This is a genomic window from Nitrospira sp. M1 (assembly GCF_965152605.1).
On record NZ_OZ224217.1, the window covers coordinates 2516858 to 2534305 of the forward strand.

Consider the following 17448-nt stretch of genomic DNA (forward strand, 5'->3'; position numbering starts at 1 on the left):
CGCATTATGAAACGTGAGCCGAAACCGATAGCCCCATCAGCTCATGCACAGAGTCCCAATCCACATTCCGTCCATTGAGTATTTTCCAAATTTGTGTACGATAACCACCAGACTCTCTATTCGAATCTGGATATTGGACAAAATGTGCACCCCACTCATCGTGTTGACTCTTCCAAAGACTCCATCTTTCTGGAATGGCTACACACGTTTCAGTCAACAACAACTCAACGCTTTCTTGCACAGGCCACAATTCCGGCCTCAGACTACCTTCACTAGTCTGTTGTGTAGTATCGTAACCTGAATTTTCCATTTTCAACTTTTCATTTTTCACTTGCTGGTCCGCCTGCCATACCCAATGGCCGTGTCCATAGGGTCCCGTTTCATGCACTCGCGCACGAGAAAAATAGAAACCTTGTACCTTGGCTCCACAGGCTACACCTAGATGAAGAGGCCCCGTGTCGGAACCAATAACCCAATCACACTGAGATAATATATTCGCTAAGTGCGGAAGAGATGTCTGCCCGCAGGCATTCCAAACTCGTCCCAAATACAGTGATGGAATTCGATCCAAAAGGGCATTGGTCAACTGCCGCTCTCCGGCTCCACCAACGAGCATGATTCGCCCTTCCGGACAGGCTGTCAGAAATGTACGAATCCATTCGTCCCACATCTGAAGAGGAATCCGACGATCAGCATCACCAGAACCGATAACAAGTGCCACACGAATATCATTGTCAGAAAAAAAGCTGCTGAGCCCCATGGGGGGCTCTCTGTCTACACGTGTTAGCATTGGAATACTAGTCGGAGGCCTCACTCCACAGATCCCACAAAATGCATCGGCAAGATGCACACGATTTCCGCCACGATGAGTCCCGAGAATTTGCAAATATTTCACCCAATTGGGAACTCGAGAAGAAAGAGGACCATAGCAACCGGAGCCCATCACTTCACTTGCATATAGATGACTCGCAAGCATCGCACGAGGATGATTATTCAAATTATAGGCCAGCGAGTAAGATCCAGCCTGACACCGTCTCAAGCAATCTGACGCCTTTGCAAGAGCATTTTCCCTCTTATGCGACCAACTTTTGGCAATCTGGCCCCACTCATCACCATCCCAAGGAAAAACTTGCCCAACAGCTGGGAAAAAAGCACCTAGGGGAACCAAGGGTGCGGCACATAACAGATCAAACTGATCGTCGGGAATGTTAGCCTTCAAAGAGGCAATAGTCGGTAGAGATTGGAGAAAGTCTCCTAATCTTGCCAGCTGAATAATGAGGCGCTTGGACATGTTCCTTGATGTTGTCGGCCATTCTTGTTCAATTCTTTAATTTGTTTGTACCCCTTTCCCCTTGCGAAGAATAACCGGCTTCTTAAGTGTAGAAATCATAAGACGATCTCCCCTGAATCAGGGAATATCAGAAAGGAGTTAAAAGCATTTTCAGATAAGAAACCTCGAAGCAAAATAAAGAAGATTGAAGGGCAATAGTCGAGATGGCAAATCACATCTCACCCTTTTTCAAACGGAAAACCTCAAAGGGGTATCTCATAACTTGCAGTGGGGAGTTGAACTTCCAGGGCACGGAACTATTGAAAATAGTTGTGAATATAAGGCAATTTGAAGCTAGCGCACATCAAGTATGCATGAAGGCAAACATGGAGTTCAGACAAGGACTCCTAGTAACATTCATAAATAAGGCTATCAAAAGTACGCACAGGGCTCACTGGATAAGATGATGTTTAAGTTGACTCAAATTAGGTACTGAAGGTTCATTGGTTGATGACGTGCTTGTTGTAAAGGAAGACAACCAATATCCACGACATCATGTCTTTTCTGCTCATAGTAGAATTTCTCCACGTCTTTGCCGTCCTGCAGTCGAACCAATTTGTAACTCTGAGCCAAAAACTCAAAAATATGTCGAATACCTTTATCCCACCATGTTTCCCAAAACTCGAAGACCATCACTGGTCTATACTTGTTGATAATGTTAACGGATCCACGGAATACTTCTAACTCATGTCCTTCGACATCAATTTTAATGAAATTTGGCATCACATTATTGCGCTGACAAATCAGATCGATGGTTGATGTTTGAACAGAGATTTCTTTTACCAATTTTTTTTCATGAAGATCGTCCAAAACGTTCAGCGAGCTAGCCACAGCCCCTACCCCTTCACGTATATCAATATAAAACTTGCGTATACCCTCATCAGCGGAAAGCGCTATAGGATGAACAAAAACATTTTTGGCGGAATTGTTGTGGGCAAGAACTTGAGCCATCGCTGGATTAGCCTCAAATGCATGCACGGTTCCTGAATGCCCAACCCTAACAGCCATTTCACTCGTATACAGTCCCTGATTTGCACCAATATCAAAGACCGTATGGCCGGGGCTGACATTTTCTGAAATAAATTTTCTAATGCAGTCCTCATACATAACTCTCTCTCCTTTTATCTATATGGGAAAAGATATTTGAAAGTTAAACCAGCATAAACTATGCGGTCATTATAAAAATTTAATACCTATGAAATATTACCTATATAAGAAGTAAAATACAGATTTCACTGTCTCCCTCAAAACACTTCTCTCTTAGTCTTCGTGAAATTCCCCATTCATCCCCCTCTCAAGACAGGACATGCCACACGCCATAGAAGAATATGTCTAATGACATACATAGCATGACACATAATAGATCAAACTGATCGTCGGGAAAGCGAGACTTTAAAAAGAAAATAGCCAGTGAGGTTTGAAGAAAATCTCCCAATCGTAACCGTTGGCTAGCAAGACAATATGGCATATTCTTTTTAGTTGTCGGCACTTTCAGGTAAATGCTTTAATTTCTTCTGAGAACAAGCCAGAAAGCGATATACCAAGAAGAGAACGTAAGGAAGAAGAAAAAACACAGCCGTAGGAGGGAGAAAAATTAGAAGTAAACATCCCCGCCCACAGGACGGGGCTTTCTAAACTCCTCTCTAAAACAACTTGAGTTGCGACGCTTCGTGTTCTTCATGGCGATGGTACCGAATATAGCGTTGTACAACGGCTGCAGTCACGGCATCTCCCACCGTCCGAACAAAATACCCATCCTCCCAAAACTCGCGCTTCCTCAAGTGTTTCTTCAACTCCGGATACTCGCGGAATAGCTGGCCGGCTGAAATGCTCTTCAAGATTCCCACAACCTTGGCAATCGAGTACCGAGGGGGGAAATTCAGAAACAGATGGACATGTTCCTTCGCCACTTCCAATTCGACCACCTCAAAGCCAAAGTCTTCGGCAATCTGCCGCAACATCTGCTCCACCCGTTGTCGGATATCAACCCGAAGAATCCACCTGCGATATTTCGGTGCCCAAACCAGATGGTATTTCGTGTCGTAAACCGCATGGCTTGTCCGTTGAACGGGCATAGGCCCATGGTATCACAACCTGGGCCGGCCCCCGGCCGGCTGCACTTTTCCTCCCCGCCCAAAGGGCGGGGCTTCCAAGTGCATTTTAGTGACGAGATAGAGAAAGAATTTTGAAAAAGACCAGTGTTCGCACATCTAACAACTTGACAAGCGATAGCAACACATACGATTCCAAAGATCGCAGGCACATCCTACGGCTGATGCGTACCCTGAAGGAAAATTTGTCTTGTCGTGAGAATGGAGAAGCCACCAAGAATTGCAAGAACCTACAACCCAGTTGGTCAGGGATTATAACGAAACGTATCACCATTCGGCGTTAATTGATAAAACGCCAACGCAGCTCGAACTAGATTATCAATCCAGCTATTTGACTCAGTTCGTGGCTGCATGAGAAATAGAGAGCACCACAAATTAAGAAACCTTTATCCAGGAACTCACTCAATAAAGAGGCATGTTAATTGCTTCTAAACTTGCTATTCCCCCGTAGCTTGCTGAGGGGATCTTTATTTCAAGAACAAAACGCATTATCAATATGTAGGCAATACGGAAGTAAGAAATATCGCATGGACCATTTCATACTTTTCAATAAGATACTATCCGAAGGTAGCATTGTTCTAGATATTGGAGGGCATAAGGGAAATTATTCTAGATTTTTCTCCGGCATGGTAGGAAAAACAGGAAAAGTCTATAGCTTCGAACCACATCCCGACCTTTATCCTCATCTTGAAGATGTTGCAGTACATTGCCCATTGGGTAACATTTTCCCCTTTTCTTATGCTGTGAGCGACAGTTTAGGTCAAGCAGCCTTGTACTCTGGGAACGATCAAATCCATGACCAGGCATCCACCATTTGTGTTGAATTAGCCACGTCTGACCGCCTTGGTCAAAACTTGCGAAACTTTCAAGTTAAAACTATACCTTTAGACTTTTTTTGCAAAGAAATTGAAGTCTTTCCCGACTTCGTTAAGATAGATGTAGAAGGTGCAGAGGACCGAGTGATTTCAGGAATGCGTGAGACTCTCGGTCGATTTCACCCTACGGTGCTATTTGAATTTGGACTCACTAAATGGAAAAACCAAGTTCCCCAACATTTAAAAACTCTCAGAGACTTTGGATACACCCTTTACTTAACAGACTTCACAAAGTTTCTCGGGGCCCCACCCTATTCATGGGAAAATACTCTTAATTCTTCAAACGAGAATTTAGTCAAATCCCTTTTGGAATTTTCTGATGACGAATTATTGTCTACGATACCTTTCCATACCAATGTTCTTGCAATACAAAGAGAAAGAGATAGGCAAATTTTTCACACAACGCATTTCATGCCATTATCTGAAGCTGTTCCACTCTTGACATAAAGCTTTACTCGAAACCACTCGGATTTTCTCTACTGAACTTTTCTCGCTATACAATTCATCAATGATTACAATTTTTCTTTTGCAGTCCTCCCCCAGAGTTTGGATGCCAATCAGAAAACCATACAAGGACCCACGACAAAGAATGGGGACGGGGACACCTCCAAGTCATACCAATTGAAGAAGATGCGACATATTATAGCGAAACCAAATAACTTCCAACCGAATGTACATCATGTACACAGCGCAACAACACACGTCGTACAGACGGAAGTAAATTGGAACGGCTATAACTTACGTTGTCAGTGGTTCTTGCTTACTTCTTTAATTTGTATAGTCTCTCGCCAAGGATGAAAGACACACTGTAGTCCAGGGAACGTCACAAAGAAAGAGAAAGCAATACTCTTGCACCGTTTGAACGGTACGAGCACACAGTCATACACCCGTCCTTGCCCTTACGCAACAAATCTACGTATGACATCAATTCGAAATGATGACCGCACGCATACGCATGCCTTGCACTGAGAAAAAGTACATCCATGAATATTGCTGAAAAAATGAAGCGCGAGTGGAATCGTCGGGCAACGCACCATGCTCCATTTTGGGTTGCGACTGAGAATTTTCATAATGACCGCCAATTTAAACAATCCGGAGAGGATACGGCCAAGGCCCTTCTATCTCGCGTCGCCGCCTACTCTTCCCCCTCGTGGACGGTTCTGGATATTGGTTGCGGGATCGGCCGTGTCCTCAAACCACTTGCCTCTCACTTTCAACAGCTTGTCGGCATCGATGTTTCCGGGGAAATGATTACCCAAAGTAAGAAATGGTTGGATGGATTGGACAATGTCGAGACATTAGAAACATCTGGAGTTGACCTACAGGCTTTTCAGGACCAATCCTTTGATCTGGTGTATTCATTTGTCGCCTTTCAGCATATGCCTCGACCTGTATTTGCACGATATTTAGAGGAAAGTCATCGGGTACTCAACACTCATGGATATCTGGCCTTTCAGATTCCAATTGGTGTTTCTCGTGATACGGCCTTAGAAGATACGATTTCGATGCGACAGTACAGTACCGACGAGCTTGTAAAAGAATTTCAGCGATGTGGATTTCAGATAATTGGTGAGAACGAAATAAACTCAAGCACACAGACTAGAGCGAAACCCAATAACATCCAGCCGAATCATCATCACTCACACAGCGCAAAAATGCATATCGCACATGTGGAAGATACATGGAACGGCTCTAGTCGTTCGATGAAACTCAATACTGAGTTCTACCTTGCGAAAAAAGCAGGAGATGTGATTCGAAAGAAGAACAGCAACTGGCTGGAAATTGAATGCGTTCAGGCTTTTTCTTTACTCGATACGCGGATGTATATTTGGTTTGCCGAACAATGCCTAGACGCAGGTCAAAACGAGGAAGCGCTACGAACCTATAAGATCTTACTGGAACAAGATCCTGACAGTCTTGAAAAATGGACCCGCACGGTGGAAATGCTCATTCAACAAAGAAAGTTTAAGGAGGCACGGATAACACTTGAGAAACTCACTGCAGCCCTACCAACCTACGAAGCCTTGAATACATTACTCGAAGCCCAAAAACGTGATGTGCAAGATAGGATCATTCAGATCTGAATGCAATCGCACTCATACACAAATTGCGAATACCCTACAAGAAAAGACATGTCGATCAGATAAGAAAGAAGCACTGAAGGCGTGCAGCCTAAGATAGTGTGTTGAACGACACACGATAGGAAGGCATATATACCAAAGAGAATATCGGCATTAGCAGACCTGACAGCTTGACAAAAAGTATCGATTGGTACGATTCCAAAGCATATAAAAATTCATGGACACCTCCGCGCCGCCTACCTGAGGATATTGCTCACGTATTTCGGAAACGGCATTCTTGACTCCTTCGACATTATAATCATCAACGAGCACTATACCATTCGTTTGAAGCTTCGGAACGATGAGCTTGAGGCTTGACAGAGTTCCTTGGTATTGGTCGGTATCAACCAATGCAAATGAGACTTGTGGCTCTCCTAGCAACACGTTCGGCAATGTATCCTGAACAAGCCCCTTGACCAACGTGACCTGTTGGTTTAAGCCTTGTTCTTGGACATAGTGCGAGACGCCTTCTAATGAAGTCTCTGTAAAGAGACCAGCTTGATAAATTGTTTCTTGATCAGATGAAGTAGGAATCGGCATACCCTCAAAGGTATCACACGTATAGATCTTCCGAGTATCACCCCATTCATTCAGCAATTTCCCCATAAACACGGTGGTTCCACCTCGAAAGGCTCCACATTCAAGAATACACCCATCGTAGGTTGCCAATAGCGCATGAGCAATAAGACTAAGTTTACGAAAGTTTAAACATGTTTCTAACCTAGAGGTTTTCTCAAGCGCACCCTTCACTCCAGTCAACAACCGCCTCATGAGAAGGATAGGACAGCTTAGCTGATTATGGTCAGAAAAATGTGCTCCCAGCTTTTCAAGTAAAGCGATCTCCTCAGACAAAGACATCGCTCCAACAATTAACAGATCGTACTCAGAGCTCTGTAAATCTTGGATTGGTTTGCTCGGATGAAAGATGTCAGCAGGATTTCCAGCATAATATCCCTTAATCGTTAACCCAAAGTCATGTATGGCTTCTACATTGTCAAATAAAGAAGTATCTACACCGACAACGGCGACACGCAGTGTCGTTTTTTGAGAAAAGGCAGATAGGGAAGTGCCATATAGATCATAAAGAGCAAGATCCATTGATCCATGTAAATATCGACTCAATACTGTGCCTGATCTTAATTCCATTATTTCCGATATCTCCTAGGTCCGAAAATGATCATTCACCCATTCTAAAGAAAGACATGGAAGGTAGTATCATTTCAATACGTGACAACACATTCCAGAAAACATCTCCGCAAGATGCACGCGATGTTCCCCACGATGAGTCCCGACAATTTGCAAATATTTCACCCAATTCTGAATCAGAAAAGAAAGAGGCCCATAGCAACCAGAGCTCATCACCTCACAGGCATATAAATGACTCGCAAGCATCGCACGAGGATGATTACTCAAGTTAGAGGCCAGCAAGTAGGGGTCGCCTTGACATCTTTTTATAAAATTTCCTGCCGAACAAAGAACAGTCACTCCTTTTCTGGAGCAATCTTTGTTATTTTGTTCCCATCTCGTACCAGCTCAAGAAAAAATCTACCTAATACCGGAAAAATAAGAACCAACAGAAACCAAAGGATTTGCACATAAGAGATCAAACTCTTCATCCGGCTAGCATTCTCGTAAAGAAGCAATGCCAAGAAAGGTTTGAAGAAGGATTTCCAATCTCACCAATTGAATAACACAACGATGTAACATATTCGTTCTTGTTGTCGGTCATTCTTGTTCGATTCTTTAATTCAGAGAGACATACATCGGCGTACTTTTCGGTATCAAGACAACGATTCAAATTCAATTATGAATGATATTCTTTGCAGCATTGACCTGCCCCATTATTCGGTTACTCATGATTCTCAATACACTGTCTGGCAAATTCGTCCGGCGTTTAGTCCTGAAGAGCGCAGTGAGGCCGACTCGCGTTAGACTCCTACCGCCCAATTGCAATTCGTTGTTTCGCTTCATCCAGCGCGATGCAGCATTGCACGTTGAGGCATTTCCGACGAAACGTCCCATTGAACGATTTGATACATGCGTTGGCCGTCGACTTTCCAGGTCGTGAGGACTCGATCCGCACCTGCTGGAGAACATTCACAAGTCCGTCAGAAGTTATTCCAGAAACTCATCTGCCTCGCGGTTCGAAAATTGAAGAGCCAGTCCAGCAAGGGTGTAAATAGGGTCCTTCATAAGCTTGACTCAATTCCAATCAATAGTACTATTTTATAAAGATTACAAGAATCTTCTGAGTTAAAACTCTCTGTAGTTCTCTGACTCTCAGTAACATTCGACTCTCACTCAATAGGTTCCGACCTTAAGACTTCCATGGACCATTTTAAGCTTTTTGAAAAGCTCATCTCTGCAGGCAACACGGTCCTTGACGTTGGTGGACATAAGGGAAATTATGCTAGACGTTTCTCTGGAATTGTAGAGGGAAAAGGAAGGATGTATAGCTTTGAGCCTCATCCCGACCTATATCCGCAACTTGAAAATGTCGCGATACATTGCTCTAGCAGCAACACATTCCCTTTCTCCTATGCTGTGAATGACGCAATCGGTCAGGATATATTGTTCTCTGGCAGTAATGAACTGCACGACCAGGCATCAACAATTTGCATTGAACTTGCAAATTCAGATCGTCTTGGAACAATGATCCGAAAATTTAATGTCAGGACAATATCTTTAGATTATTTATTTGTGAAGAGCTTGAAGTCGCGCCAGACTTTGTCAAGATAGATGTAGAGGGAGCAGAGGACCGTGTCATTATCGGAATGCAAAAAGTGTTAAAGCAACACAAGCCTATCATCTTCTTTGAAGTTGGTGTGGGTAAAACAGATTTCCCCATCCCTCAATATTTCAATATTCTTAGAGATATAGGGTACACCCTTTATTTAGTTTATATTACGAAATTTCTTGGGCCCTATCCTTATGCATAGCAACACATTGTAGATTCTTCGAATCAAAACTTAAAAGAAAAAATATTTTCCTTCATAGATGATCAATTGTTATCTGAGATACCTTTCCATACAAATGTTCTTTCCATTCACAATACATATAAACTGCCAAAATTTCCTCCTAATCATATCCTACCCTTATCCGTGACTAAAACTCATAAAGAGTCATGTGTCGTTGAAATACACGAGTCTTTCCAGTAAATTCAAATATACTTCAGAATATTTTTTTCAAAAAAGCCAATCTGATTAATTGCGGGCGATACAATAGAGACTTCGTTAATGCTTTATGTATTCTCAAACAACTTTTGGATAATACTAAGAGGCTACCACAAATCTAGTCCTGTTGAATCCCCTTGCCTAAGCAAGACGACCACCATCAATAGGTAGTGCGTGCCCTGTGATAAATGAAGATTGATCAGAGCATAACCACAGAACCGCAGCCGCTACTTCTTCAGGAGTTCCTACCCTTCCAATTGGACACAACTCTGCCATCTTTCCACTAAGAGATTTATCATGAGAGACTACCCGTGTTGTCATTGGAGTACTAATAATCGCTGGACACACGGCATTAATGCGTATCCCTTGTTCTGCGTACTCGACAGCTGACGCTTTAGTCAGCCCAATAATTCCATGTTTACTCGCATGATATGCCACTCCCGTTCGACCCCCTTTTAAACCCGCAATCGACGACATGTTTACGATGGAACCATTCCCTTGTTTGCACATTGCCGCAATCTCATATTTCATACAGAGAAACAGCCCTTTGAGATTGACTGCCATAACACGATCCCAGACTTGTTCATCATAATCTATAGTAGCGATAAAGGGTGTCCCCTCGGTACCCGCATTGTTAAAGGCATAGTTCAACTCCCCATATAGGGCAAGACACTTACTGACTAAGGCTTCGACATCTGATACTTTAGAGACATTCGTTTTTACAAAATTAGCTTCCCCACCTGCCTCACGAATCATTGAAGCGGTTTCGTTCCCTTCTTCCACTCTTCTTGCAGCGACAATTACCTTGGCGCCTGCCTTGGAAAAAGCCAGCGCCGCAGCTCTTCCAATACCTGAACTCCCACCAGTCACCAACACCACTTTAGATTTCAACTCTGGGTACACAAGATACTCCTGCTAGATTCAAAGTAACTCATATTCAAAAACCGAAAAAAACAATTTGGGCCACTACTCACGACAAGCCAAAACCTACAAGTCCTGCACCTTCAAGATTAAACTCCATAATGGTAAGGCACGTTAGATAGTGAATATTGCTTAGCAATAATCATCTTGCTATCAAAGCTGACTTTCGTTGGCTACTTGCAGAAATATGATCTATGTCAAAACCTCCGAGCACTTTCTTCAGTTCATCTAACCCTTCAAGATTTGGGCTAAGAACCTGTAGTGTTTGCATATGAGCCTGTGCATCTTGAACTTTTTTAAGTTTCATTTGCACACTCGCTAACGCAAATCGGACAGAATTGTTGGCAGGATTTCGCTGAACGTAGTACGAGAGTGAACGCTCGAGTTCTTCCCAATCATCTAGAGCCGTACAAGCACGAATCAGCCAATGAATGGCCTCTTCATCATCGGGGTATGCACGCAGCACCTCAAGCAATACTGCTTTTGCCTTCTCATCTGCTGTTTGTCCCTGATAAGCCATAGCAAGCCCGAGGCGGCATTTTCGATCATCTCCTCCAAAGCGTAAAGCCTTACTAAAAGCATGGACCGCTTCCTGATAGCTCTGTTGCTGCATAGATAGGACCCCAGATACTAGCCATCCTTCTGAATGAGTCGGATGACTTTGAAAAAGCTGTTCAAGATACATTTTGGCTTTATCAATTTCCCCCTGTGCAAGGGCGTCTTTTGCATCTTTTAGCTCTGTTTCGAATTCAGAAGGATCAGGTTGAGGAGAATAAGACGTAGGATGGGAAGTGGGAACATTTTGAATCGATGATTCTTTAGGTTTCTTAAGAATATCGTGGTACAAACCTACAAGCTGATTGACCGTCCGACTCCAGGTATACTGCAAAGCATCTGTCTGAAGATGCGCAGAAGGTAGAACGCTTATCGCTTGAAGTACAGCCTCTCGAATACTATTTGGGTCATCAGGCTCACAATAATGTACACCGTATGGAAGATAGTCTTTGAGCGTCCCCCAAGACGTAGCAGCAACGGCACAACCAAAACGAGCGGCCTCTATTGTCACAATTCCAGGCAATTCATACCAACTTGGGAGACAAAATACTTTTGCACCCCGATAACACGATGCCAGCATATCATCTGACAAACGATCAACGAATATCGTAGGAGCCTTTCGTGGGAATCGACGACACATGTCATCATATTCAGCTTGATACTTGACCCCGCCGGTAACAAATACCATCGGAACCTGCTCATCTTGTAACGCCTTCAAGAGCATCAATTGGTTCTTCCTCGTCTCAAGCCGACCAACGCATAAAACATAATCTTTCACTTGATTTTTTTCGAAAAACAATTCTGGACCAACATCAGCATTGAGATGGTCCATCCCAAACTTCACGACTTCAACACGCTTACTCTCAGGATAAATTTCAAGCAATCGGCGACGTTCTACTTCGCCGCTGGCGAAGAGGCAGGACGCATGCTGAGCAACAAAGGAATTCTCAGAAGGTGGAACTGAAGGTAGCCCTCGAATCTGATTCAGATTTAAAGCAAATTGTTCTTCATCAAACCCATTTTCAAAATACTGCCTAAACACATCAATCGACGCAGAACACTTTGAAAGAAATCGTGGCCAATCTTCAAACAGAGTTGTGACCACAAAAGGAATCCCTGCTTGCAGGGCTTCTCTTGCACAATGCTCTGTATATTCTGGCGTGGCAAAGTTGAATAAATGAACAAGATCGTAGCTTGTTAATGTTGATTGTCCCAATGCAATATCGACCTGAATACCTAATTGCTCAAGACCATTTTTGAGCTTGTTCATCACTAATGTATCTCCACCAGGATGAGACACGGCATTCGGTCGATTTTGAAATAACACTCGAAGAGGCCGCTCTTGCCTGCTTGGGTCGTGCTTTTCGTTTATAGATGTACGAGAAACCGGCTCCTTCTCTACATTTGCCTTCATTGCAGGTTGTACCTCACGTATCAAGCAATCCGAATTTATGCTTGAAGAAGCCTGCATCTTCACAGCCTCTTGTTGCTTGCGACAGGTAAGTGCTTGAGCTTGTACTAAAATAGGTTTTGCACGATCATAGTCTTTCGTTCCGCGCAATAATTCGTCACCTAGCAACCAATACGCATCAGAACATTGTGGAGATTGCGTCGTCGTTTGCTCAAGCAGTTTCACAACTTCTAACCCCACCCCACAACCGCGAAGCACAAGCGCCAGTCCAATTTGCGCCCATTCATCGTCAGGTAGGGTAATCGGTTCATTGGATTGCTTCAAGTATGGTAACTGATAGTGATAGTAGTCTTTCCAAAAATGGATTCGCTCGACTTCGCTCAGATGATGTTGAAAAGCAGTCGCTGTCTGTGTCCAGCTTTCTTCTTGTTCCTTTCGCGGCAGCGCTGACTTTCCACTCTCACGAAATAATCGTGATTGTGAGAGCACATGATCGACATAATGGAATGAATACCCTTGGGCGGCAATCCGGAGCCAGAATTCGTAGTCGATGGAGAAAAATAAATCTTCTCGGTATTTCCCTATTGTGTGTATAAGTTCTTTTGAATAAAACATCGACGGTTGATAGAGCTCTATCAGGTCAAACCATCTCATTAATATGGGCAATGTGATTGGCACTCTAGGAATCTGCAACCACGCGATGGCTTGCGGTTCATCCGTCAAGAGAGTTTTTCCGTAGACAAGATGCCGACCTTCATGAGAATTCATTTCTGATGCGACAATTCGAAACACATCATGACCAAAATAATTATCATCGGCATTGAGCCAGGAAATGATGTCACCGTCTGCCATCGCAAGCGCCTTATTCAATGCTTCAGCTTCTCCGTTATCTGCTTCGGACACCCATTTGAGATGGGGGTATTCTTTGAGTATCTCAACCGTTTCGTCTGTTGAAGCTCCATCGACGATAATATGCTCAAAGTTTTCATAATTTTGTGCGAGGACGCTTTCAATACAGCCACGAATATACTGAGCACAATTCATCGTTGGAGTTACAACGGAAATCTTAGGGCGTGAAAGTGCTGACTCTCGTAGTGAGGACATAGCATTGACCTTTTTAGGGGTTTGAGATTTCAGAGAAATGGCCTGTGGTTCGGTCCTTCTCGTTACTTTTTCTTGAGCAGCTGATAGGGCTTCTCTCCATCGCTCTACAGACTGCTCCATTGAAAGCTGCTCAGCGATAGTTTGCCGTGCAGCCTCTCCAAGCTTTCGACACAAAGCAGAATCCATAGATAATTGAATCGCATATTGAGCAAATTCCTTTGCATCATTAGCAACAAACCCATTCACACCATGTTCGATAGGCGATGCACTTGCGACCGCTTTCATGGCAATAACCGGAACACCATGCGCCATCGACTCGAGTATTTTTATTTGACTCCCTGTTCCTCCCAGCATGGGACAAACCGTGAATCGACTGGCTGCATACAGAGGTTTTAAATCGGGTACATAGCCTGACAACTCGACTCCTTGAACCCTTTCTACCTTCTCTGAAAATCCACCAACCACGCGTAATCGAAATCCAGGAATCTTCCCTAACACCCGAGGCAATACTTTCCTGACAAAATATACATACCCTTGGAGATTGAGCGGATTATTGGACCCCACAAACAACGGTAATCCATCATAGGAATTTTTTATATGTTGAAGGGCGCATGCGGTCGGAACAGTACGTACGGCCCTGCATGTCGAGTGCGTCCGAATGATACGAGCATCTGATTCTGTAATCGTAACAACTCCATCGTACGCGTTATAAACCTTCATTTCCTTGGACTCGTTTTCGTAAGAATGATTCCACAATTCATCATAGAACGCTTCATCAATTACCGAAGGATCGACATCTTCAGGTATAACCGGCTCTTTTAAGAATGGTGAGACTTTTTTGCTTAAATGCCCATTGATTTCTAGCAAGTCGACACTTCTGAGTATACGAGTCGCCGACTTATACGCATCACCCACAGCAAGCTGCCCCCACCATGCGTAATAGATAAGCACAAGATCCGGCTTGACCTCCAAAAAGACATTGTGAAACTCTCTCAAGAGCCAAGGAGTTTGATACATATCCCACGTATCTGGATGATATACTTGTTGATTGAGCAGGAATAGTTTCTCAACTGAATTGGCTTGCGCAAGATGAATTTTAATGTGACATGCCTCTTCAAACTTTCTCACATCGTCAACATGCCAACCCGTATCAGGGTCTCCAAATAAATCTGAAGCAAATAATGTGATCTCATACCCTAAGTTCAAAAGCGCCATCAAATCAGCAAGTTGAACTTGATGCGCCCCCGTCCGTGCACCCAACGCATTAAATGGCCAAAAAATCAGTATCTTTTTCATTGGCTAACTCGTAAAAACATCTTAAGTCACCTTACGTTTATGCGACCGTGTCAGCGTTCCCTCTGCAGACCAATGGCAATGCGCCAAACTGACTTCGTACAGCTGGATCTTTCGATTCTAGGGCTAATGCCCATTCAAAAGCCTGTTGAGCCTCAACACACTGATTATGCTGAAAAAGGTTTTCAGCATACAGTCCAAGGAGATTCGCTGTAATGAGAAGGGAATCTTGCGAAGAGTTTTGCAGTCTACTGCTTAAAATCTTATAGAAAAAACCTGGATCGACTCGTTTACATTCACGAAAGGCGAGCATAAAACCTATGACACTTTCCTTACAATCGGAAAAATCAATAACTTCTCCCTTGTAATAGTCAGCAGCGTGGGTCAATCGAAAGGTATAAAAATCCTTAAAGAAATGAATTTGCTCTCCAACTTCTAAGCATGGGAGAAAAGCCATACAAATGTCCCACCATTCTTTGGCTTTTACCGCATAAGGCGTTTCCGTCTTACCTCCCGACCGATAAATCATCGATTTGGAAAACGCCTGGTCAACAAAATGAAACTTATACCCTTTCATTGCAATCCTGAACCAATACTGGTAGTCAGCTCCGTAACAGAGGTGTTCATTAAAGAACCCAACGTCTTTCAATAACACTCGAGAGAAGAAAATTGAAGGTTGAAACAGATTAAGTTTAAACCATCTTGTTAGCGTCACCATATTGATGGGTGCCATCGGCATCACCCAATGCGTTGCTTCTTTCGCGTCATTGATAAAAATAGTTTTCCCATACACTACATGCTGGCCATCAGCAGAACGTAATTCTTTGGCTGCCCGAAGCAATGCTCCCTCGACATAACAATCATCCGCATTAAGCCAGCCAAAAATATCTCCAGTAGCCATTCGCAGAGCCTTATTCAATGCTTCGATTTCTCCATTGTCTGGCTCAGAAATCCACTTCACATGTGGGTATTCCTTAAGGATTTCGATAGTATTATCTGTTGAACCACCATCCACGACGATATGCTCGAAATTCTCGTAATTTTGTTGCAAGACACTTTCTATACAATCGCGAATCAATGAACCGCAATTATAAGTCGGAGTGACTATCGAAAACTTTGGACGTCTCATCTGTCCAGCACCTACATTTTTGCTCAGCGCCCCTTGTTGCATCGCATGGTCTAATGGTTGCTCAACGCTCTTGGAAATTGAACAGGTGTTCGTTGCGTGGAGACCAACCTTTTCCAAGTCCTTCAGCCTCTCTTGAGCACGCACATGAGAAGAGTCAATTTCGACAACCATCTCTAAGGTTTGCATAGCTCTCTTAAGCTGACCTGTACGTTCATACATCATTGCCAAGGCATAACGCACATTCATATTGGTGGGAAAACGAGAGATTGATTTATTCAGGAATTCTACAGCGCGGGAGTCATCACCTAATGCTGCATGGGCAAATGCTAAAGCCAAATGCGTTTCAACCTGGTCGGGATGTTCTCGAACCAATTCAACACAAAACGGCACAGTCGCAGACAAAATCGCTTGTGCAATAGCTGGATCAGAGCAGTTACTAGATGAGTCAACATTCTTTGCGTGCCTCGAATACCGTTCGAGTGTTGCTGCACTCAGCGTCTCGCCCTGAACATACCGATTCCATTGCCAAAGCGGGCAATGAATCAACATCAAGGTCTGCATATCCCAATGCTCAGGCGATTCCAGCACTGCATGAACGATGTCATCACCAAAGTGACTCATCACTTTGCTGCGAACGAAATAGGGCAGAACATCATTATACGTAGAAGTCTTTAATAATTGTATGACATGGCGAAGGACTTCATATTGTTGTGTTGGATCTCTCCTCCCGGAAGAAGAATACCCGTCTCGCTGTATTCGTATACCAGCTAAAGGTTCTGGCAGATAACAAATTCCATATCTAAAAGCCACAACCAATAACGCGAACCAATCACAATGCCATTTCAATTCTGAAAGAAAACCCCCAGCCTCTTGCAACACCATACGCCTGACTAAAGACGCATGACACGAAATATGATCGCCATGAAGAACATCAGGTAACCGATCGGATGTAAAAAATGTGGGCTCACTACTCCAACTTAAAAAGGATCGGATTACCTCATTAGATTGACTCTCAAATGTCACAGGATCTGAGGTACATAAACCAGCTTCTGGATGCTGTTCAAGAAGAAGTATAGACTTTTCGAAAAATCCTGAGAAAACCATATCATCGGCTGAAAGACAATACACATAATCCCCAGTTGCTAAAGACAAAGCTCTCCCAACAGAAAATACGGCTCCATGATTCTGGTCGTTACGAACTACACGTAGAATAGAATACCTACTTGCAATTTCCTGAATCATTTCCCAACTATTGTCGGTGGAACAATCGTCCACAACGATAATTTCCATTGGTTGAAAACTTTGAGCAAGAATACTCTGTAATGCCTTTTCAAGATACTGGGCATGATTGTAGTTAGGCATCAAGACTGATATTGAAGGACTAGCCATTTTCTTTTTTCCACTGGTTCACAAAATCACAGCTGCC

Annotated in this window: 12 protein-coding genes; 4 read left to right on the forward strand and 8 right to left on the reverse strand. The window is 43.5% G+C overall.

Features of this window, described 5'->3' with window-relative positions; genetic code table 11:
* Positions 1–4: 4 nt before the first annotated feature.
* The 3 genes from ACWHX8_RS11525 to tnpA form a co-directional block, all read right to left on the reverse strand.
* Positions 5–1291, reverse strand: coding sequence for a glycosyltransferase family 9 protein (locus ACWHX8_RS11525; protein ID WP_447968271.1), 1287 nt, complete (start codon positions 1289–1291; stop codon positions 5–7).
* Between the two features lie 459 nt (positions 1292–1750).
* Positions 1751–2437 (reverse strand): FkbM family methyltransferase, encoded by a 687-nt coding sequence (locus ACWHX8_RS11530; protein WP_447968272.1) that lies wholly within the window; start codon positions 2435–2437, stop codon positions 1751–1753.
* Between the two features lie 536 nt (positions 2438–2973).
* Complete coding sequence (gene tnpA / locus ACWHX8_RS11535; RefSeq protein WP_447968273.1) at positions 2974–3405, reverse strand: IS200/IS605 family transposase; 432 nt, start codon at positions 3403–3405, stop codon at positions 2974–2976.
* A gap of 563 nt (positions 3406–3968) precedes the next feature.
* Here tnpA and ACWHX8_RS11540 point away from each other — a divergent pair.
* Together ACWHX8_RS11540 and ACWHX8_RS11545 are read left to right on the forward strand one after the other, a co-directional pair.
* Positions 3969–4763: an FkbM family methyltransferase gene (locus ACWHX8_RS11540; protein ID WP_447968274.1), complete on the forward strand. Its 795-nt coding sequence runs from the start codon at positions 3969–3971 to the stop codon at positions 4761–4763.
* Positions 4764–5299: 536 nt separating this feature from the next.
* Positions 5300–6400, forward strand: coding sequence for a methyltransferase domain-containing protein (locus ACWHX8_RS11545; RefSeq protein WP_447968275.1), 1101 nt, complete (start codon positions 5300–5302; stop codon positions 6398–6400).
* Between the two features lie 150 nt (positions 6401–6550).
* Here the strand turns inward: ACWHX8_RS11545 and ACWHX8_RS11550 are convergent, their stop codons facing one another.
* Entirely contained in the window at positions 6551–7582 is a 1032-nt protein-coding gene (locus ACWHX8_RS11550; protein WP_447968276.1) for a TylF/MycF/NovP-related O-methyltransferase, read from the reverse strand.
* Positions 7583–8372: 790 nt separating this feature from the next.
* Positions 8373–8537 (reverse strand): integrase core domain-containing protein, encoded by a 165-nt coding sequence (locus ACWHX8_RS11555; protein ID WP_447968277.1) that lies wholly within the window; start codon positions 8535–8537, stop codon positions 8373–8375.
* A gap of 227 nt (positions 8538–8764) precedes the next feature.
* Between ACWHX8_RS11555 and ACWHX8_RS11560 the strand changes: the two genes are divergently transcribed.
* Positions 8765–9175 (forward strand): FkbM family methyltransferase, encoded by a 411-nt coding sequence (locus ACWHX8_RS11560; protein WP_447968278.1) that lies wholly within the window; start codon positions 8765–8767, stop codon positions 9173–9175.
* 35 nt (positions 9176–9210) lie between these two features.
* The gene (locus ACWHX8_RS11565) at positions 9211–9375 is read left to right on the forward strand and encodes a hypothetical protein (RefSeq protein ID WP_447968279.1); all 165 of its coding nucleotides are present in this window, start codon (positions 9211–9213) and stop codon (positions 9373–9375) included.
* A 375-nt stretch (positions 9376–9750) separates the two neighbouring features.
* Here the strand turns inward: ACWHX8_RS11565 and ACWHX8_RS11570 are convergent, their stop codons facing one another.
* The 3 genes from ACWHX8_RS11570 to ACWHX8_RS11580 all read right to left on the reverse strand — a co-directional run bounded on the left by ACWHX8_RS11570 (position 9751) and on the right by ACWHX8_RS11580 (position 17411).
* On the reverse strand, positions 9751–10512 hold the full coding sequence (locus tag ACWHX8_RS11570; protein ID WP_447968280.1) for an SDR family oxidoreductase: 762 nt from the start codon (positions 10510–10512) through the stop codon (positions 9751–9753).
* Positions 10513–10672: 160 nt separating this feature from the next.
* Positions 10673–14896, reverse strand: a complete 4224-nt coding sequence (locus ACWHX8_RS11575) for a glycosyltransferase (protein ID WP_447968281.1) — start codon at positions 14894–14896, stop codon at positions 10673–10675.
* Positions 14897–14933: 37 nt separating this feature from the next.
* Positions 14934–17411 (reverse strand): glycosyltransferase, encoded by a 2478-nt coding sequence (locus ACWHX8_RS11580; RefSeq protein ID WP_447968282.1) that lies wholly within the window; start codon positions 17409–17411, stop codon positions 14934–14936.
* Positions 17412–17448: the final 37 nt, after the last annotated feature.